18 protein-coding genes and 1 pseudogene are annotated in these 19412 nt (G+C 41.6%); 3 read left to right on the top strand and 16 right to left on the bottom strand.

Going from position 1 to position 19412, the window contains the following annotated elements; all coding sequences use genetic code 11:
• Window positions 1-91 precede the first annotated feature (91 nt).
• Window positions 92-331 carry a PAS factor family protein gene (locus OW495_RS01830; RefSeq protein WP_008217643.1) on the top strand — a complete coding sequence of 80 codons (240 nt, stop codon included), beginning with the start codon at window positions 92-94 and terminating at the stop codon, window positions 329-331.
• 134 nt (window positions 332-465) lie between these two features.
• Here the strand turns inward: OW495_RS01830 and OW495_RS01825 are convergent, their stop codons facing one another.
• From OW495_RS01825 to OW495_RS01795, 7 genes are all read right to left on the bottom strand, one after another.
• The gene (locus OW495_RS01825; RefSeq protein WP_241910192.1) at window positions 466-2010 is read right to left on the bottom strand and encodes a glycosyltransferase family 39 protein; all 1545 of its coding nucleotides are present in this window, start codon (window positions 2008-2010) and stop codon (window positions 466-468) included.
• Between the two features lie 97 nt (window positions 2011-2107).
• The gene (locus OW495_RS01820; protein ID WP_102514187.1) at window positions 2108-2827 is read right to left on the bottom strand and encodes a class I SAM-dependent methyltransferase; all 720 of its coding nucleotides are present in this window, start codon (window positions 2825-2827) and stop codon (window positions 2108-2110) included.
• A gap of 24 nt (window positions 2828-2851) precedes the next feature.
• Window positions 2852-3223, bottom strand: a complete 372-nt coding sequence (locus OW495_RS01815) for a GtrA family protein (protein ID WP_102514186.1) — start codon at window positions 3221-3223, stop codon at window positions 2852-2854.
• Entirely contained in the window at window positions 3210-4160 is a 951-nt protein-coding gene (locus OW495_RS01810; RefSeq protein ID WP_076671786.1) for a glycosyltransferase family 2 protein, read from the bottom strand. Before OW495_RS01810 ends, OW495_RS01815 begins: the two co-directional genes overlap by 14 nt.
• Entirely contained in the window at window positions 4153-5334 is a 1182-nt protein-coding gene (locus OW495_RS01805) for a glycosyltransferase (RefSeq protein WP_241910189.1), read from the bottom strand. The genes OW495_RS01810 and OW495_RS01805 overlap by 8 nt, the downstream gene beginning before the upstream one ends.
• Window positions 5335-5528: 194 nt before the next feature.
• Complete coding sequence (locus OW495_RS01800; protein ID WP_102514191.1) at window positions 5529-7253, bottom strand: methyl-accepting chemotaxis protein; 1725 nt, start codon at window positions 7251-7253, stop codon at window positions 5529-5531.
• A 522-nt stretch (window positions 7254-7775) separates the two neighbouring features.
• Window positions 7776-9305, bottom strand: coding sequence for a mechanosensitive ion channel family protein (locus OW495_RS01795; RefSeq protein ID WP_241910188.1), 1530 nt, complete (start codon window positions 9303-9305; stop codon window positions 7776-7778).
• Between the two features lie 496 nt (window positions 9306-9801).
• Here OW495_RS01795 and OW495_RS23865 point away from each other — a divergent pair.
• Window positions 9802-10121: pseudogene (locus tag OW495_RS23865) on the top strand (LysR family transcriptional regulator); the annotation flags it as partial.
• 34 nt (window positions 10122-10155) lie between these two features.
• Here the strand turns inward: OW495_RS23865 and OW495_RS01780 are convergent.
• Window positions 10156-11067 (bottom strand): LysR family transcriptional regulator, encoded by a 912-nt coding sequence (locus tag OW495_RS01780; RefSeq protein ID WP_102514184.1) that lies wholly within the window; start codon window positions 11065-11067, stop codon window positions 10156-10158.
• Between the two features lie 214 nt (window positions 11068-11281).
• On the opposite strand from OW495_RS01780, the gene OW495_RS01775 reads away from it, so the two are divergent.
• Window positions 11282-12541 (top strand): adenylosuccinate synthase, encoded by a 1260-nt coding sequence (locus tag OW495_RS01775; RefSeq protein WP_102514183.1) that lies wholly within the window; start codon window positions 11282-11284, stop codon window positions 12539-12541.
• A gap of 85 nt (window positions 12542-12626) precedes the next feature.
• Here OW495_RS01775 and OW495_RS01770 read toward each other — a convergent pair whose 3' ends face one another.
• The 8 genes from OW495_RS01770 to OW495_RS01735 all read right to left on the bottom strand — a co-directional run bounded on the left by OW495_RS01770 (window position 12627) and on the right by OW495_RS01735 (window position 19411).
• Entirely contained in the window at window positions 12627-13568 is a 942-nt protein-coding gene (locus OW495_RS01770; protein ID WP_102514182.1) for a sensor domain-containing diguanylate cyclase, read from the bottom strand.
• A gap of 122 nt (window positions 13569-13690) precedes the next feature.
• Window positions 13691-14329: an OmpA family protein gene (locus OW495_RS01765; protein WP_102514181.1), complete on the bottom strand. Its 639-nt coding sequence runs from the start codon at window positions 14327-14329 to the stop codon at window positions 13691-13693.
• Window positions 14330-14337: 8 nt separating this feature from the next.
• A complete protein-coding gene (locus tag OW495_RS01760) occupies window positions 14338-15894 on the bottom strand; it encodes a TadE/TadG family type IV pilus assembly protein (protein WP_102514180.1) in 1557 nt (518 codons plus the stop codon).
• Between the two features lie 10 nt (window positions 15895-15904).
• Window positions 15905-16462, bottom strand: a complete 558-nt coding sequence (gene tadF, locus OW495_RS01755) for a tight adherence pilus pseudopilin TadF (RefSeq protein ID WP_102514179.1) — start codon at window positions 16460-16462, stop codon at window positions 15905-15907.
• Window positions 16452-16934: a TadE family protein gene (locus tag OW495_RS01750; protein WP_017108253.1), complete on the bottom strand. Its 483-nt coding sequence runs from the start codon at window positions 16932-16934 to the stop codon at window positions 16452-16454. Before OW495_RS01750 ends, tadF begins: the two co-directional genes overlap by 11 nt.
• The gene (locus OW495_RS01745) at window positions 16921-17622 is read right to left on the bottom strand and encodes a tetratricopeptide repeat protein (RefSeq protein WP_102514178.1); all 702 of its coding nucleotides are present in this window, start codon (window positions 17620-17622) and stop codon (window positions 16921-16923) included. Before OW495_RS01745 ends, OW495_RS01750 begins: the two co-directional genes overlap by 14 nt.
• A 47-nt stretch (window positions 17623-17669) precedes the next feature.
• Complete coding sequence (locus tag OW495_RS01740) at window positions 17670-18512, bottom strand: type II secretion system F family protein (RefSeq protein ID WP_102291571.1); 843 nt, start codon at window positions 18510-18512, stop codon at window positions 17670-17672.
• Window positions 18509-19411, bottom strand: coding sequence for a type II secretion system F family protein (locus tag OW495_RS01735; RefSeq protein WP_289884606.1), 903 nt, complete (start codon window positions 19409-19411; stop codon window positions 18509-18511). The genes OW495_RS01740 and OW495_RS01735 overlap by 4 nt, the downstream gene beginning before the upstream one ends.
• Window position 19412 lies beyond the last annotated feature (1 nt).

Genomic DNA, 19412 nt, shown 5'->3' with positions numbered 1-19412 from the left:
AACATTAATAATATTGTATGACATATATCACAGTAAAAGTGCCCATAAAGATTATAAAATAGACGCCTCCCACTTAATGATAAAGAGACGAATGAACACTACCACCACTCTTGTTTATGACACTTTGAAAAGCCTTGCTGCTCACGCTCCTGAGCAACATGCCGAGATTCGCCAGCGTTTATATGAGCAGTTGAGCCTGCCATTTAACAAGCAGCTCTCGTTATACGCTAATGTGCTTGGTCCTATCAGCTCAGGTAAGTTAGCGGGATGCGACAATATTGATAAAGCGGTTGAGTTGGCACTTGATGTGTTGGAAGGCCGAAGCAAGTAAATCTCCTTCTTTAAAATACGTAACACAGCGGCCCTAACCTTCCCCCAGTTAGGGCCGTTTTTTCGTTTCTCCTAAACTCACCGTTTTCGCCATGTTTCATACTCAATGTTGGGAGGTCAATTCACTAGAATAAGCTAAGGGCTATACAAATATGGCTTACTCCGGCTATTGCTTCGCTTCAGTTCCTCCAACGCGCCTTTGGTAAAATTCCACTGTATCGTGCAAATCCCAATTTCTGTAGAAAGAGTATGCGGACCAGTTTTCAGCCATAGACTCTCCCCAGAAAAATACCGTTTTTCATCGAGAAGACATATTTCCCCATCTGAATTTGTGACCTTGTACAGTCCTTCTCGAAGTATATTTCCCTCAATATTAGAACCGTTAGAAAATCCTAATGTAAGCACATGAGGTGCAATCTCAACATAATGAGCGTAGAGAGAAACACGATCTTCTTGTAATAACCAATTTGGAATTCGATAACTCTCTAAAACGAGAATAGGTTTTTCTGATAAAATCTCTTGCCACACATTGTATCTACCTTCCCAGTAATTATTAATTTTGATCGCTGAAGTTCTCCAGTGGTAGGTTGACGGTCGAAATAACCCAACGCCTTCATATGCGAAAACAGAGTCTACATATAGCGTATTGTTTTTAATAAACTGATGTAATGCTATTTGGTGTTGATTGTCTCGATAATAATTAATTATAGCTCCTTTGATAACTGAGATTGAGATAACGATGATTGATAATCTAATTTTTGTCTCTCTTGATATCTTTCTACTTGATGACAAGAAATTGATGGAGAATGCACAGAAAACTCCCATTAGCGGATATAGTGTCACAAGGTTATATGCATGATAATGTGGGTTTGCCAATATCGTCAATAACAACAAAAATGACATCGCGAGTAGACACGACTGTTTCTGATAGTCCCACTTTTTAAATTGAAGGCATGCGATAAAAAATCCTGACACACTTAACAGCCAAAACACAGTGTCTTGAATAAAATAACGACCTAAGACCTTAATACGCAATGAAACATTTTCTGAAGTATGATTAACTGAATAAAGTAATAAATCCTGGGTTGTATCTAAAAATAGATTAAATGTTGCTTCACTTCCAAAAAAGTAGAACAACATTATACAAACGGAGCTACCACTAACGAAAGCCATAACTTTTACCACTTTTTTCTTAAAAAAATGTGGTTGGCTAATGCCAGCTAATAAATAAATACCAATTACGACACCAATTAATATTGCTTTGAATTTAAAAAGTAAGGCACAACTACACAAGAATCCAATCAAGAACATTTTTTTTCCTGATTTGTCTTTCTTAACGTATATAACAACCAATATCTGAAGCCATAGAACGAGTATTAGCAAGTCAGGCCTCAAGTCTAGCCCTCTCATAAACATTGCAGTCGTTGTTAGGATGAAAATTAAGGTAATAAGCGCTACTGACCTATTAAAAAAGATCCGTATAAGTAAGTAAATTTGATTAGAAGCAATGAGTATTAAGAAAATAAAGAGTATACGATAGAAATATACTATTTCTATCCTCTCCCCAACAATGTAGTAAAGCGGTGCTAACAAATCGAATAATAATGTATAGCTGTCAATATTGAAGTCAACACCTGCTTCCTTTCCATCACTCAACAGCCACATAGTGTACAAAGCCATATAGTCATCATTAATCAAAACTGAATTAAATGCTATGAAAATATACATGATAAAACAAAGAAAGAATCCGACATTGATTAACCTTTGTACTCGTCGTTCAATCATTTTTTTTTAGTAACCAAACTGTCTTAGTTTTCAAGATACTAGGCCAAACCAACTCCAACCTACGTACTAAACTCATTAAAAAACTTGGTATAAAATTATATAAGAAGCTAGGGAACATAAAGACATTCTGTGATTTTACTACTGTAAATCCATATTGATTCGCAAGCGCAATTATACTCTTATGATCATTTATAAAAATATCCCCCCCTAACTTTTTTGAGTAAAATGAAAGCCTACTACGAGGGGACCAATTAAGCGTATCAAAAATAAGATAACCATTTGGTTTTATTAATCGCTTAAACTCTATAAATAAACGGGGTTGGTCATCACAGTGGAATAAAAAGCGACTGGATAAAATGGCATGAAATTTATTAGGTTCAAACTTCGTATCGTAAATATCTCGTTTGGATATGTTTACTAAATCAGAATGCCCGTTTGATTGACACTGTGTTAGCATTTCATCAGAGTAATCTCCGCCATAGATATTCTCAAAACTTAATTCCTTAAGCATTGGAAACATTCGACCGGTCCCGCAAGGGATATCCAAGATGTTTCCGGGTTGCGTTGCATTTTCAAGAAGTTTAGCAAATGTCTGCTCTTCTAGTTCGTGAACAAACTGCCCCCCTACATTTGAGAATCTAAGCTTCTCATACTGCTCAACAGTCTTAGGATCGCTGTAGAATTCTTGCTTTTTCTGCTTATTAGTTTGAATAATTCACTCCTCCTACCTGACTCATCAAGATGAACGTTTAAGTCCGAAAACTACGAACTTCATAAGTAAGTAAACGAACGGAAAACGAACGATGACTACAAACATTTGCGCAATTAGCACAGGAATACCTAACTTACTTTTCAATATATAAAGTAGTAATAGACCAAACGCGAGCGATGCTATTGTTACAGACAAAAACTTTGTAAAGTCCAAAATATTTTTTTGAACATAAAACGTATATCTAGAGTTTACGGTATAGCTAAACAATGTGCCTACTATAAAGGACAGTCCGCTTGCAGTTAAATAATGTATATTTAACCGAATAAGAACAAGAAAAATAAGATAACTCAGTACCGTATTCATAACTCCAATAGAGCCGAATTTAAGTATTGTCATCGTTATGTTTTACATTCTTGGTGTATCGAACAACATAGTCCGGTCTTTCCTGACCTTGTTCAAATATTCGACCAACATAGGATCCAATGAGTGCAACGAAAAAGAGTAAGATTCCAGAAAAGAAAACCTGAAAAAAGATAATAGATGTCCAACCATCAATTGTCGTTTCGAAAAGAAATTTACTTATTAACGCCTTGCTTAAGTAGATTAGACCTAAGGACCACATCAACGTCGAAACTACAAACATTAACTGGATAGGGAAACGAGAAAAGTTAAGCACGGCATCTGACGCTAGAGCTATCATTTTGGCTAACGAGTATTTACTTTCACCAGAGTGCCTAGCCTCTCTCTCATACTGCACTATTGTCTGATTAAAACCGACAATAGCGAATATGCCTCTCAAATACTTATGCTTTTCTCGGTACATAGATACGGCTTGCCTCACCGGTTTGGTGAAGGCCCGAAAATCTCCGCAATCATCAATCAAACGCACAGAGGACGTAATGGATAGAAAGCGATAAAACAACTTAGCACTAAGCTTTTTAAACGCAGTTTCTTCAGCTCGAGACAAACGCTGAGCATGAATAACTTCAAAGCCCTCTTCGATCTTTTGAATGAATAACTTAATAAGTTCGGGAGGATCTTGTAAGTCAATATCAATGGTTATGTTGATGTCACCTTTAGCAGCTTCGATCCCCGCGAATAACGCAGTTTGTTGTCCAACATTCGCAGCTAAGTGAATAATAACTAGCCTAATATCCCTAGTAGCAAGATTATCCAATAACACAGCACTGCCGTCTTCACTCGCATCATTTACCACGACAAACTCGAATTCATATTCGTTGTAAGTATCAGCTATTTCACACAGTCTTATGTAGTACTCTTCAATGACAGATTCTTCATTGAAGCATGGGGCAATAAAGCTAATCTTATCCATGACTTCTCCCGTCTAGTTTCAACGCACGAGCATATCCTGTGACAAAGTGTTCTAGCGTATGGTTCTGTTCGAACTGGGCTGTCTGATAGCGGGATAGGTAAGGTAATTGGTTTTCTTCAACAACACTTTCTATGGTTTTTGCACAACTATCTAAATCATGAAGATCTAATTTGACTGCGTTGCAATCAAACTGAATGACTTCTTCGAGTTGCTCAAATTCGGGCACCGCAATAGGAAGACCGCAAGATATCGCTTCGATAATCAGGTTTGGACTTAAACTTGTTCCAACACAAGTTCTCAGTGGAAGAATAAGCAAATCTGCACTTGTCATTTCTTGTACAATATCTATCTTCGCTTTAAATCTGACGTATTGTTCAAGCTTATGGTCGAACACAATTCGTTGTATACGAGCGCTATCTCCAAAGCCGCTCAAGCAAAGTGTTAGTTGAAAATCAACATGATTTCGTTCCCTCACCTTTTTGACTATATCAATTAGTACATCCACCCCTTTTGATGGTTTTGCATGACCTATGTACAACAACTCCAATTTTTCATTGTGTGGTTGTGTTTCATCTTTAGAGAAACGTTCGGAAAAAACGCCTACAGGAATATAAGTTACTGGGAAGCTTGAACATCTGATTAGTTGATTTTTCTGATACTCATTATGTACACATACTTGATGGAAAAATCGTAATAGTCGCGCATAAATAGGCGCAGAAATGAATGAATTAAAGACAAGTAAGTGGGCATAATCGGTCCAATTTTTAATGAAAAACCGATAGTTATCCTTAAATTCTTGATAACTTAAGTAAGACTGCCAAATTGAAATCGTAGTATTCTTTCTATACTTCGAATCTAAAAACAAAAATACAAGCAATAGCTCAATGGGCGTCGCGATATGAATATTTACATTTACGCGTTGCCTCTCTATAAGAAGTTGGTTTAAAAGCTTACAAAGGAGAATAAGATTATTAGCTCCTTCAAACAGAGATTCATAGCGACTCGTTTGACGAAAAGTAAATTGTTCAATAGGGAGGCTCGTAATAAAACCAGTTGGCGTAATAGTAATAATATCGTTACCACTCGCGCATAAAGATTCAGAAAGATTTACGAAGTTCTTACTCATCGCTTCCTTTTGATCCTCCTTGAACCTCGCAATAGCTAAGATAATCAACCCGATCTCCGTTCTTATCAGTCCATTGTTGTTACTTAAAAATATAGACCTAACACTGTGATTAAGAAAATGTCACAAGTTAAAATAGTGATAATGTTCATTTCAAATGGTTCACCATACGTAAATTCTTAATCTAGAAATGAAAAAAAGGCGCAGATTATCTGCGCCTTTGGTTTTAGTTAGTTCCAGGAATGTTACGACGTTTTGAACTGCGCCACGGCTTTATCCATGTCGTGGGCTTGCTCTGCGACCTTATCAACTTCAACTAAACAGTGCTGAGCTGATGCGTTGTTGTCACTTGAAATGGTGTTTAGCTCGGTGATTGAGTCACTCACTTGCGCCATTACAGCACCCTGTTCTTCAATCGCTGATGCAATACGTTCTGAATTGCCTTGAATGCTTTCCATGTCGCTCAAGATAAGCTGTAAGCTCGCATCCAATTCTTCTGAATCTTTAAGAGTCAGTTGGCCTTGTTGGTTACATTCGCCAATCTCGGTCATCGAAGCGTTCATTTGGCTTTGAATTGCTGTCACAACGCTGGTGATTTCGGTTGTTGATTGATGCGTTCGGCTTGCAAGAGCTCGAACTTCATCTGCCACCACGGCAAAGCCTCGGCCTTGTTCACCGGCACGTGCTGCCTCAATGGCTGCGTTCAGTGCCAATAAGTTGGTTTGTTCTGCAATACCTTGGATGATGTTTACTGCATCGCCGATTTGATCAACATGATGGTTCAACGAGCTAATCGAGTCTTGGCTGCTTGAAAGGCGCTCAGACAATTGAGTAATGTTGTTGATGGTGTCGACAACCACTTCACGTCCTTTATCGGCATTCACTTTCGCTTGGTGCACACCTTCAGCGGCAACCGATGTGCTTTCTGAGATTTCTCCAATCGTTAACACCATCTCTTGCACCGATGTCGTCATGGTTGAGGTGTGGTTAGCTTGCACTTCAAACTGCTTGATTACCGATTCAAGCTCATCATGCATGTTCGATGTGCTTTGAGTCAGTTGAAGTGACTTAGATTGAGATGCCGCGATAAGACCTTCAAGTTGATCAAGTAATTGATTGAAGTATTGGCCTAACGTGCTCAGTTCGTCTTTGCCATCTAGGTGTGAACGAATCGACACATCGTTAGAATCTACGATATTGCGGATCACTGAAAGCAATGACTCAATCTTGCCAATAATAGAACGGACGATTAACCAGCTGAACAGAATGATCGACACAAGTAACGTGACGCAAAGGATGTTGTTGATCAGCGACAGTTTGTCCATCTCTTGTTGGGTTTCTTGCTCTAACACAGCAGAGAACTCTTTGAATTGAGTTTCGATCGCGTGAGAACCTGAGCGTGCTTGTCCTAACAGGCCTTCATTATGCTTTATGCCAATCACACGTTTCTGTTCAACCACTTGACGCGCAGCATCTATCAAAGCAGTAGAGCTTGCCGTATTAGAGGTAATAGACAGAACACTCGGGTCGAATGTGCCCTTTTCAATCAGATCGTTGAATAAGTACAGCTCGACTTTTTGTTCAGCGCTGGCCGTCGCAGTTATGCTGTCTAACACTTCATGAAATTGACCAAGCAAGCCTCTGTCTCTTGCTAGTCCATACACTTCACTGGCTTTTACTAGGTTAACAAAGCTTATGTGGTACGTTTCAATATCTTCACGCAAGTGTGTGCTGTTCGCTAAACCCAAGTCGTTCAGCACGGCATTAAGTTGTGATTCAGACGCTAGGAATTTGTTGTAGTTAACATCGAACTTGTCGAGGTATTTCAAATCACTACGCAGCAAGAAATCTTTCTCGTTGCGGCGAAGGTTGAGCAATCGCACTTCGAGTTCTTTAGTTATTTGTTTGGCTTCGCTCATTTGAGCGGTGGTGTCTGCGAATTGTGATGTGGTGAAAAGGAGTGAAACCATCCCTAAGATAGAAAACATCCCTAACGAATACAGCTTTTTCTTTATATTCATGTATGTAGCTCTTGATATTAGTATTATTTTAATAGACTCAAATTTCAGTAAGAAACGTTTGAATAGACCTTGGTTTTTCCACATACAAAGCATGTGACATTCATTCTGTTGACGCTCCACTGCCTTACTAAAAATTAGATTTATCAATAACACAATTTGATAACATGTACAGTTATCAATTCAAAAATTGGGGACAGCACAACAACGCTTGTAGGCCATGTATAGCCTCAATCCTAGGTAACATGCTGAATTGAGGTTACTTTTGGCTCGCGATTAATTTATGGGCGAAATTTTATTTACGGCTTATTCTCATGTTTGCGAAAATCGTTTGCTCCCTTTTGCTAAACCGTATTATTGCCTGCGAGGAACTCTGTTCTTTGCTCTGTTTGAACTCGTTGTATTTTCGATACAAATTAAAAAGCCACTTCCCGATCAGAAATGGCTTTGACTGTAAATTCAGGTAATGTCGAGCTAGTTTGAATTATGGGTATACAAATGCACATCTTGTTGCGGGAATGGAATTGAGATTCCTTCTGCATCGAGTGCTTTTTTCACTTTCTCGGTCATATCCCAATACACTTCCCAATAGTCACTGGTGTTGACCCATGGTCGCACAATAAAGTCGACGGATGAGTCATTGAGAGAGTGCACTCTTACCATCGGCTCTGGCGTCGGTAAGACTCGTTCATCAGAGAGCAAGATATCCATAAAAAGTTGTTTAGCTTTATCGATATCGTCCTTGTAGCCAATGCCAAACACCATATCGATTCGTCGGATGTGTTCTGCCGTAATGTTATTGATCACGTCGCCCCAAATCTTGTTATTGGGAATAACCAACCTTTGGTTATCAACCGTTTGAATCGTTGTCGACACTAAGCTCATTTTGTTAACGGTGCCTTGAATATCATTCACTTTGACCAGATCCCCGACATCGTAAGGACGATAGATAAGGATCATCACACCAGAAGCAAAATTGGAGAGCGTATCTTGCAAGGCGAAACCGATGATGACACCCGCCACACCAAGACCGGTCAGAAGCGGCCCTAGTTCAATGCCCACCTGAGATAGTGCCACCAGCACACCAATAAACATCACGGCTTTAGAAGCAATTGATGTGAAGAAGTTTTGCATTAACACGCTGAAGTTCATCTTGGCGCTTTTTACGCTCATTCCGACACCAGTCGCAACAATGTTCGCAATCTTTCTTGCGGCAAACAGTATGGTGAAACACAGTAATAGTCGAACGAACAGTGATGGTGCTTTATCAACTAACCACAGCCGAAAAGACACCACAGTGTCTTCTAGAAAGGAATAAGCGACATCAACATCCAAGACGTCTTTTTGAAGGTGTCTTTTTATCTGATCCAGTAACGCGAGATGGTCTGTAGTATCAACATCGAGTTTATCCATTATTCCAATCGCAGACTTGAAGCTGTGGATCACGATTTCGAATTCTGTATTTTGTAATTCAAGAGCTTTGGCTAGTGCTTCATCATCGTCCTTCATAAAGGTACGGCGCTGTTCCAATTCAAGTATCTTGGCTTCTTTGTACAAAATGATGTTGGTAAGAAAGTTCACTCTTTCGTCCAATGATTGCTGGAACTGTAACTTAGCGGTATCCAATTCAATATCATGAGGTTCGAGTTCAACCAAGGTTTTCATCAACTGCTGGTAGTAAATATCCATGAGCGTTGAGCGACGTTGAAGTTGTTCAAACAAATTCCCTCTGTGCTCTTCGCTTGCAGCGCGAAAGTCGTACGCCAATGTATTGATTTTACTCTCGCTCAGATTGAGCAAACGCTGCAGCAACTCAACTTGAGATAATAAAAGGTTTGATGCGCTCTCTTTTGTACTTTGTCGAGCATGATTTTGTGATAAATGCGTTCTGAAATGATCATTCTTTCTTCTTAAAATGTTCTCTAAGAATTCTTGCTCATTTTCCGCGATATCTTGGGTTTGGTGCGCTTGCTCTAATGAAGATACATCGTTGAGCAATGACAATTGTATTTCTTCTAATGAAGCGGCGTTAACGATAGAACTAGCTATCGATAAAAGGATAAAAATAAAAGTTGTTATAGCTCTAACTCTATATTGCTGAATCATTAACATGCCTTAGTTGATGTAATGACTTCCTTGATCGTGATAAATATTGAAAATGAACTCGACTAAGACCCTAAATTGAACAATAGAAAGGAGCACCTACCCCTCTCTACTAATTTGTTGAACTCTATTGTTCTAACCCGTAGTTCTTGGTCGATTAACCGGCCATTAAGCCCTAGTACGTTGGATCGTGGCGTTATTTGGTAGGTCGCCGCAAATTCGTGAGCCAACGGCCGTAATTGATAAGGTGGAACGATGTAATAACATTGTGACCTCATAGTGTTGTCTCATTACGTCCGTATTATGCGTAAACGTGCCAATACTATACAAAGCGTATGGCGTTAACTGAATTCATATAAACTTAAGGATTGGTTAAGCAAAACTTTATGGTGAGAGCGTGAAATTTAATAGTGTCGATTTGAATCTATTAAAGGTGTTCATCACCGTTTACCAAGAACAAAGCTTAAGAAAAGCCAGCGAAAAACTTTGCGTTACGACACCTGCTGTTAGCCAAAATATCAAAAAATGAAGCACTTTTTGGGTGAAGAGTTGTTTGTGTTATTTGGTAGGAGGTTCATGCCAGCACCCTATTCCGATAACTTGTACTTGAGGGTTTATCCGATATTGGAAAAATTGATTATTGCGATTGAAGAAGGTACGCAGTTTGTTCCAGCGGAATTAATTGAAAACTTTCATATAGAAGTTAACCCACACTTGGCAGGCTCAGGTAACTCAAAGTCAGTGATGGCGTTTATTTGTTTTGTAACAGAGTAATCTCATCATTCACCCAGCCTAATAACTGCTTGGTCGCTTTAGACAAGACTTGGTTCTGCCTCACGATATAACCAAGGCTTGTGCTTGAGAAGTTGGTTAATGGAGTCACTTTTGATTTCAAATGTTGCTTAGTGGATATTGCAAACTCAGGAATGATAGCCACACCAAACCCCGCTTCTGCCCAGTCGATTTGAGCGTCAACACTCCCTACTTCCATTACCCTGTGACTCGGTAAGTTTAGGCTTGGTAAACCTTCATCAATAAAGTCGCGGGTTCTCGTATCGTGGCCAAGTAGAATCAAGGTGAGTTCTGTATCTACATCGTCACCTTTGACCTCGTTTTCTCTCTTGCTATCAGAGTCTTGCATGTCGAGGCCATCGCCTAACGCACACCATGAAAGCTCTTGAAGCTTAGTAAAATAGAGCGACTCGTTGTGTTGATCTTTCGCAATCACAAAACCAAGATCCGCCTGAGCATTCTTAACTAAACTCGATGCCTGAGATGAGGTGGTATTCAACAAGGCAAGGTCAATACCGGGATACTGCACTTTGAACTTCTGGAAAGGACGGATCAATAAGAATCGAGAAATGATGTCACTCACGGCAATGGTTAACGTCCCTATTTTGAGGTCGTTAATGGCATTGAGATCAGCCTGACAAATCTGAAGTTCGAGTAACGTTCTTTGGCTTGTCTCTAATAGCCTTTCACCCGCTTGAGTCAGTTGAAATGGGCTTCTCTCGATCAGTTTGATCCGCGTAGTTTGCTCTAATTGCTTTAGATGCAAACTCACGTTTGGCTGTGTCATGTGCAGTGCATTGGCCGCCTTACCGAAATGCTTATATTCCGCTAGCGTCACAAACGTCTTCAACAAATTAATATCAAGCATCATGTCCTCTCTCTTGTCACTTACATCACCGTCTAAAGTGAGGGACTACCCCGCTCCGTCATTCCCTACAGTGAGGGACGAACGTGATAGGGAGTCTCGCTTATGGGTTAAGACTTTAGAGATATATGAAATCCTTATCAAGATAATAAAGATAATTAATTTCTCTTATCCACCTTGTAGGCCTAACATGATTTCTCAATCAGTTAGGAGAAAAATTATGCCATCTATCGTTGTTGTGGGCGCAAATTGGGGTGATGAAGGCAAAGGCCGCATCGTCGATTTTTTAGCAGACCAAGCTTCTGCTAGCATTCGCTTTCAAGGCGGAAACAATGCTGGCCATACCGTAGTAAACGACTTCGGTAAGTTCAAACTGCATCAACTGCCTAGTGGTATATTTAATCCTGATTGTACGGCGGTTCTGGGCCCTGGCATGGTGATCAGCCCAGCTGCGCTAACTGAAGAGATTGCAGAAGTACAAGCTGCTGGCATCAAAGTTAAAATGGCGATCTCAGACCGTGCAACACTGTGTCTGCCTTTACACGCCCTTGAAGATACGCTTGAAGAAGAACGTTTAGGCGATGGTGCTTACGGTTCAACACGTCAAGGCATCGCACCAGCATACGGCGATCGCGTGATGAAGAAAGGCATTCTTGTCGGTTGGCTGAATCAACCTGAGATTTTAGAGCAGCGCATTCAATTCTTACTTGATTGGAAGATGCCTCAACTTAAGGCTCTATACCCTCAATGTGATTTCACTCAGACTGCTTCTGAAATGACAGAGTGGCTACTTGAAGTGACTAAAGCTTGGCGCCCATTCATCGGCAACGTGACTGAGCCACTTAAAGCACTGCAATCGCAAGACGCGAACCTACTGTTTGAAGCTCAACTTGGTGCAGGTCGTGACCTTGTTTACGGCGAATACCCTTGGACGACGTCTTCTAATGTAACCGCAGCTTACGCGGGTATCGGTAGTGGCTTACCTGCCCTTCGCCCTGAGCGTGTAATTGCCGTTGCTAAATCGTTCAGCTCGTCTGTGGGTACTGGCACCCTCGTTACAGCAATGGAAGAGCAAGACAGCTTCCGCGAAAGCTCTAACGAATACGGTGCAACGACAGGTCGCCCACGTGATATGGGGTACTTTGATGCAGTAGCAACTCGCAACGGTGTTGATCTGCAAGCCGCGACTGAAATCGCACTGACTAAGATTGATTGCCTTTCTGGTTTATCAGAACTTAAGATCTGTACGGCTTACTCAGGTGAGCACACTGAGAACCCAATTTGGCCACAAACGGCAGAACTAAAACCTGTATATGAAGATATGGCTGGCTGGGATGAAGACATCACGGGTTGCCGCACGTTTGAGAGCCTTCCTCAAGCCGCACAAGATTACGTTACTCGTATCGAAGAGTTGATGGGTGTGCCAATTGTAATGGTATCGGTAGGTCCAGAGCGCGAGCAAATGATCATTCGAGCTTAGTTTAGAAAGCTACTACATCTACATCTACATCTACATCTACATCTAAGCCCACACTAGTGGGCTTTTTTGTGTCTGTCATGAACATCTAAATCTTGTTCTTCTTATTGAGGTACATGTTTTCATCGGACGACTTTATTAGATTAATGATGTTGAAACTTCGAGAATCCGCAGTACCACAACCATATGAAAAACCGAGCGGAACATCATCATCACAACAAAAATCTTCAATGAAGTCATCGAAATCCGCGTGAATTTTATTGACCAACTCAGAAGCATACCCCGTCTCTTCAGAATGTATGACGACGATGAACTCATCACCACCGACCCTAGCCGATATGATGTTGTACTTTGAATTGTTTTTAATGCATGACGCGAAGCCAGAGATATAGTCATCGCCTTTGAAGTGACCATAGGTATCATTGATGTACTTCAAATTATCCAAGTCGAAATACAAGCAAACGATCTCTCCGTCGCTGATGTTTGCTTTGTTGAATTCGTGAAAAAAGCCCCTTCGATTAAGCAGCGTTGTCATGATATCAAAGTGACTGTTTTTGTATAAAATCCGGCTCTCTTCTTTTAATAAGATTTCAGAACGCAGCAAGGTTGAAATATTTTCAATCAAGTTAACTTGGCTTTGCGTATACGTTGTTGGGCTCAAATCAAACACCAAAAGCACCGCAAACACTTCGCCATCAATATCTCTTACCGGGACGCCGCAAAAAGACTTATAAGCATCTGCTCCCTTTGCCGAAACAGATTCACCATCGGAGTGACCACTCAAATAAACGGTGCGATTTTCGTTATGCACATACTCACAAAAGAAGCTAATTCGGCTCTTATGCTGGTTGCAAGATATGTTCGAGGAACTCCAAACACTTTCAGAACCAGAGCAACTCAAATCAGAGATCATAATGATGCCTGCATTAGATGCATCCATTATGTCTCGTATGTTATCCAATATAGATACCCAGGTATCTATATCGATATTTTTTTCCATCCCTTCAGAAGAGATTTTATCAAAAAGCATTAATATTTCTTTAGTGTCAGACAGTTAAACTTGATTGAATATTCATTAGAGTCCGTTACAACAAAATTCTAAAAGCGATAATTTAGGGTGGCTATTGCCAAGCAACAACCAACCCCAACATCCTAATTTTCCAATTCAACGCTATCGTTTTCAGAAGCCCAAATCTCGGAGCGTCGATTCTTGGCTCTACCCTCTGACGTTGCGTTGGAGGCAATAGGTTTACTTTCACCAAACGAACGAATCACAAGGCGATTTTTCTCGACACCATCCGCTATTAAACCGTCCGACGTCGTCAGCGCTCTTTGAAGCCCCAATGCTTGGTTGTAACCTGTTTCGCCAGTGCTATCAGTGTGTCCATCCACCGTAATCGCACTGCCGTTAGTCTTTAACTCGCCTGCTAGTTGGCTCAATGCTTTGCTGCCCATCGGCGATAAGTTGTGTTGATCAAAGCCAAAATGAAGACGTGCTAATAACCCTTGGCGTTCTTGGTTACTGATCCAAGTCTTACATCCTGACTGATTCATACCTAGATTGGATTGACCTGCTAACGCTTGCTTTAGCTCACTGCTGTCAGACGGCTGTTCTATTTGTAAAAAGCCCTGTCTGTGCTGTGCAATACCAACGACATCATCAACCATGACACTGTGTTGATATTCACTAAACGCGGTGTCGCAATAAGTGCTGATACCTTCTTCTGCATGAGCGATAAGACTAAATTGCAATGTCGATATGACGATTGAACTGATCATTAACTTTTTCATATTTTCCTCTAGTACAACTTAGTGATTCCGCTTGTTTTTGAGCCTTTACGGATGAGTTCTTCTATCTTTTCAATCAATTCATCTAGGTTAGATACATCGATAATGTCTTCATTTGGGTCGACAACGCAGTCTTGAAAACCACTTTGCTGAGATGCTCGAAAATCAATTCCGATGACACCTATGTATAAGCCTGGTATTTCCTCTCTTGCTTTGTCACACATGCCTTTATCGACTAACCCTTTGAGGATGCCGTTGTTTGGGCTTTCCTGCCCGTCACTTAAAATCAGCAGCATCTTAATTTTCTTGTTATAGACTTGCTGTTCTTCTTGATCGGAACTGTTCGGGTCACCGTCATGGAGCACCTGAGAACCTCTCAAAATACCTTGAAAAGCCGCAGTCCCGCCGTCTGCCCACATCGAATTAATCGGGTCTAAATCTGACAGCTTGTTTGATAAGCGAATGTTGGAAAACTGCGATGAATTGGAAGAACCATGCGCGTTAAATAGCTTTGTTCCACTCACGCCATAGAAATCCGGCTGCAACCCCGACTTGTCAGTAAACATCGTCGATACCGAACTAGGGAAATCAACGTAGTTGTAGACATCTGCAACCAAGTAATTATCTTGATAGATCACATCCTGAATGCGTTTTGCATACCGTCGATTGTCCGCTTTTGGATTAGGACAATATGATTGCCAATTCGCACAGTTGATCACCTCATTTTGCGAATACGTACGCCAGTAATCCCAGTTAACATCGTTGTAAGAATAGGGTGATACGTTGGTTTTATAGTTATCTTTGTAGCTCAATTGGCTGGTCGCATTAGCTTTATTGCCCGAGACGATTTCCCTCGTTCGAACGTTAAAAGGCACAAAGCCAACTCGGTTAAGTAACTTGTCTCCGGTTGTATCTTCTCCCGGTTCGTCACAAACGTATTTCCACTCTCCATCGACATAATCCTGTTTAATCGATGTGCAAAGGATTTTGCTGGATATTTCATCGATAGCAGTCTTTAGATCATCGATTTTTATGTGTCGACTTGAGCCCCATCTGTCGTTCATTGAACCGGAAAAGTCCGACACAAAAACAATATCGATGTTGTTATCACCAAGATAAACAGGGTACTTTCTCGCTAACGAACGTCCCGCTAAGTCTTGCTGCTGATCAAACGAAGGGATAAAGCTACTCGCAAACCAAGAGTCGTGTGTCGTCTTGGCATTCACTGTGTATTGGATGTATTCAAGAACCCCAGAGCCCTCGTCTTCCGCTTGGTGAAATCGGTCTGCTGATAAATTGGTTGATTTGATGTCTCGCACGTAGTTTTCGACATACTTGGTCGCTAACCCACGAGCCTGATCCGGTTGATCTTCAATGGTCACCGCTATGGCTGCCGCCTCTGCTGAATCTCGTAATCGGCTAGTCTCTTGAACATAACGTGTGCCTTCAACCGCCCAAAAGGTCATGCCCATGATTGGCACGAGCAATAAGCCCATCCAAACCGCGGCAACCCCTTGCTGTCTTTGGAGACTGAGATGCTGGCGATTGATATGACGATCGTGCTGCATTTTCATTTCATTATCTCCCAGGCATTATTGAAGAAGAGCCAATCTTGATCGTGGTGCTGGTGCCACTGTTGAAGAAGGGCTTGAACCAAGAGCTTTGCTCTTCACAAAGACTGATTCGGTACAATGGATACACAACGCCCTTTTCTACCGGAGCTAAATCTGCATGCTCGAGAATCGAATCGGTTTGGCAATTTAAGTTTCTGTACTTGCGGGTTGAGAATTCAGCGATATTCGTTTTATTGGTCAATGACTCTATCTTGATCGCAACGTTATCAACTGGTGTATTGAGCATTCGACTTGCCACTTTAGCCATGTCTTCTAACTCTGAACTAGTTACGGGTAGGTTTTGTCCTGCCAACACGTCGGCATCAAAGTAACGAGTACGCTCTTTGATCACATTGACTAAAGCAAAACTGGATCGATCGAGCTTGGCGCGCACGAGTAGCTGATGACTCAAGTCTGCGCCAAAAAGGTAAACGCCCCATAAGGCCACTAGAATGAAAACTAACTCAATCGTATACGAGCCTTGTTGGTGTCTTTTAGAAAGAACACGTTGCTTACGGCGCATCATCTTTCCACCCCTCGTGTTCTAAGTTCAAAACCATGGTGCTTGAAATGTCCCTGTCAGCAGCGCCAGTCAGTTTAATCACTGGCGTATAGCGGTAGGTCACGGTGATCTCGGCTAAGTCGTAATTGAAGTTCAACCCTTGATCAGAGTGTCCCCTGTTCGCGATGAAATCGTCATAGGTTTTGAAGTACTGACCTGCGATAGAGAACCTTGAGCTATCAATTAAGAAACTCCATAGATTGTCTTCATCTTCGATTAACGATTTGAACTTATTTTCGTACTGCTCGTTGATCCCTTCGCCTTCATATATTTTGGTATTTCTGATGGTTTCTCTCAGCGAATACTCGGTCATGTTCACAACGTAGATTTGGTAACTCGATTCGAAGATCGCAAAGGTGGCAAAAAACAGAACAAGCGCACCCAACACAAACTCAATCGCCGTCACACCCTTCTGCTTATTAAGAAGCTTCATCGTTAACTCCTAATTGAGTTAATTCAGCGGCGATGCTCTGGATCTCTTCCGCTGAAAAGTCGCCTTTGAGTAACTTTTTGGCCGAGTCGATTTGCTGGGTTTTCATTAGTGCGATAGCTAGGTTCGCTTTAACGATCTTATTTGCTGGGTCTTCTTTTAAAACCGGGGCTAACGTTTCGATCGCCTGTTGGTACTCGCCATTCGCCATTTGAATCATCGCAATGTTGTTCTTAACAACGACATCGTCATAACCGCGTAAACGGGCTCGATTCAGTTCTTGGTACGCTTCATTGAATCTTCCAACTTTGGTGTATGAAACGCCGAGTAAAACGTGAATTTGACCCGTTGTATTTCCCGCATCTACTGACTCCAAATAAGCAGCAATGGCACTTTCAACGTCATTTCTTGCATCAAATACTTGCCCTTCTAATTGGTACAAGTTGGGATTTTCAAACCCCTCTTTTTGCAAATGTTGAACATAGAAGTCTGCCGACTCGATATCCCCTTTATGGAAATATGCCCATGCCAGCTTTTCTTTCACCTCTGGATCTTCGGAGCCCTGCTCTAGCTCGGATTTGTAGTAACTAACCAAGCCGTCATAGTTCTTCACTTTTTCCATGCTAGTCACGTCGCCAAGCTGCTGGTCTTGTGGTGAAGGGGCCGATTGACAACCCGCCAGCACACTCATCGACAACAAAATCAGACAAAAACGTTTTCCAATCACTTGTCGTCTCCCTATATGTTCAATGTCATTTGCATGATGCTCGGCGCGAGAATCAAGATAACGATCGGGAACATGATGAAAAGGATCAAAGGGACACTCATCTTCGCGGAGAGCTTACCTACCTTTTCCTCAACCGTAAGAATTTGGACTTTTCGCATGTCCTCTGCGAGATCACTTAGCACCTGAGCCACGGATGTGCCGTATTGCAGGTTTTGAATGATGGTCAATACAAAGCTTCGTACTGGAGGCGTTGGGATACGCTCACTCAGGTCATTGAGCGCCTTTTCTAAACCGTGTATTTTTGCAGAATCGGATGTGCGCTTAATCTGGTAGCAAAGGTCTGAGTCAAATTCAGCTAACTCTTTGCCCAAATAAACCAACGCCGCTTCAATCGTCATACCGGTTTGAACACAGACCGACATCATGTCGAGCAAATATGGCAGTTGAGCCGAGGTTCGACTGATCAACATCTTGCGGCGCATTTGTAGCATTGTATCTGGGACGACAATGACGCCAATCAGCGAGAAAATAACCACGATCAGTTTGTTGGTGGATGTCATGTCCCCTAACAAAACCAAGCCTGAAACCAACGCTAATACCAACAATTTGGCCGGAAAATAAAATTTTGCCCAATCCGTGTTGTAATATCCCGCCTCAATCATTTTTTGCTCGAGTTCTTGTCGATGTTCTTTACCAAAACGAACAAAAAAGCGATTTACGCGCGAAGGCGCACGAGCCGAATTATCCCCGATATAGAGTGCAACCTTCTTATGTCGTTGCTCTTTACGAATCGAATCGACAATCAGAAACAGTAACGAAAAAAACAACACGATAAGGGAAGCCAGTAACATCATGCGCGTACCCCTCTTACTAATAACCAAACAATGAATAAACCGAAAAGCTCACTACCCAATACGTAAAACAGTACCAACCTTCCCTCCGGGTCGTAGAGAACAAACTCCACATTATCCGGATTAACGTAGTTAAGAATGAGCATAAAAATCAAAGGGATAGCGGCAACAATTTTGGCGGAAATTCGGGCTTCCGAAGTCATCGCCATCTTCTTTTTCTCTAGCGTTCGAGAGTCCACCAGCACCCGAATCAACCGCGCTAACACACCCTTGAGTTGGCCGCCTCGCGCGATATTCGCTCTGATCGTCACGGTAAAAAACAGAAACTCCGGATAAGGATAGTTTTTGCACGACCGTTTAAGCACCACTTCTGGAGACTCACCCAATTTCAGGCGATCACCCATTAGCTTAAATTCACGACCAATCGGGTTGTGCATCACATCGCCTACATAACCGATAGCTTGCATTAGGCTATCACCTGCCGTTACCGCACTCATCAGAATGTTCAGCGCATCAGGGAACGTATTCTCAAATTCTCGACGTCTTCTTGTGACCAGGAATCGATAACCGCAAAGGGTAAACACCATAGATGAGCCCAGTACAAACCACGTATTGGTGATTGATAACAACTCAACAACGATGTACCAAGATGCGATGATGCTGCCCGTGATATAGAGCGCGATGTACAGAGAAGATCGTGGACCTAACACCATCAACGTGGGTGACACCGACTCTTTGAGTTTTTGCCAGTTTTGCTTACGTACCAATGACTTGACGTTAATGGCATTGAAGTTTTCCGCTTCTACTTCTTCAATATTGAAAAACTGATTGACCTTTTTTACCTTTGAATCTCGGATCAAAAGCAGCACAAACGCAAAGAGGATTAACGAAAGCCAAAACATA

The sequence above is a fragment of the Vibrio sp. 14N.309.X.WAT.E.F5 genome (assembly GCF_030397615.1).
GTDB classification, from domain to species: domain Bacteria; phylum Pseudomonadota; class Gammaproteobacteria; order Enterobacterales; family Vibrionaceae; genus Vibrio; species Vibrio lentus.
The sequence above is the reverse complement of the archived record's forward strand: the minus strand, read 5'-3'. Positions and strand labels throughout refer to the sequence as shown.

Excerpts from the sequence above, each read along its gene's own strand:
- tadF (WP_102514179.1), bottom strand. The coding sequence starts at position 16,462 with ATGCGCCGTAAGCAACGTGTTCTTTCTAAAAGACACCAACAAGGCTCG.
- OW495_RS01740 (WP_102291571.1), bottom strand. The coding sequence starts at position 18,512 with ATGATGTTACTGGCTTCCCTTATCGTGTTGTTTTTTTCGTTACTGTTT.
- OW495_RS01825 (WP_241910192.1), bottom strand. The coding sequence starts at position 2,010 with ATGGCTTTGTACACTATGTGGCTGTTGAGTGATGGAAAGGAAGCAGGT.
- OW495_RS01745 (WP_102514178.1), bottom strand. The coding sequence starts at position 17,622 with ATGAGTGTGCTGGCGGGTTGTCAATCGGCCCCTTCACCACAAGACCAG.
- OW495_RS01800 (WP_102514191.1), bottom strand. The coding sequence starts at position 7,253 with ATGGTTTCACTCCTTTTCACCACATCACAATTCGCAGACACCACCGCT.
- OW495_RS01810 (WP_076671786.1), bottom strand. The coding sequence starts at position 4,160 with ATGGATAAGATTAGCTTTATTGCCCCATGCTTCAATGAAGAATCTGTC.
- OW495_RS01750 (WP_017108253.1), bottom strand. The coding sequence starts at position 16,934 with ATGAAGCTTCTTAATAAGCAGAAGGGTGTGACGGCGATTGAGTTTGTG.
- OW495_RS01760 (WP_102514180.1), bottom strand. The coding sequence starts at position 15,894 with ATGCAGCACGATCGTCATATCAATCGCCAGCATCTCAGTCTCCAAAGA.
- OW495_RS01780 (WP_102514184.1), bottom strand. The coding sequence starts at position 11,067 with ATGATGCTTGATATTAATTTGTTGAAGACGTTTGTGACGCTAGCGGAA.
- OW495_RS01770 (WP_102514182.1), bottom strand. The coding sequence starts at position 13,568 with ATGCTTTTTGATAAAATCTCTTCTGAAGGGATGGAAAAAAATATCGAT.
- OW495_RS01830 (WP_008217643.1), top strand. The coding sequence starts at position 92 with ATGAACACTACCACCACTCTTGTTTATGACACTTTGAAAAGCCTTGCT.
- OW495_RS01775 (WP_102514183.1), top strand. The coding sequence starts at position 11,282 with ATGCCATCTATCGTTGTTGTGGGCGCAAATTGGGGTGATGAAGGCAAA.
- OW495_RS01735 (WP_289884606.1), bottom strand. The coding sequence starts at position 19,411 with ATGTTTTGGCTTTCGTTAATCCTCTTTGCGTTTGTGCTGCTTTTGATC.
- OW495_RS01815 (WP_102514186.1), bottom strand. The coding sequence starts at position 3,223 with ATGACAATACTTAAATTCGGCTCTATTGGAGTTATGAATACGGTACTG.
- OW495_RS01765 (WP_102514181.1), bottom strand. The coding sequence starts at position 14,329 with ATGAAAAAGTTAATGATCAGTTCAATCGTCATATCGACATTGCAATTT.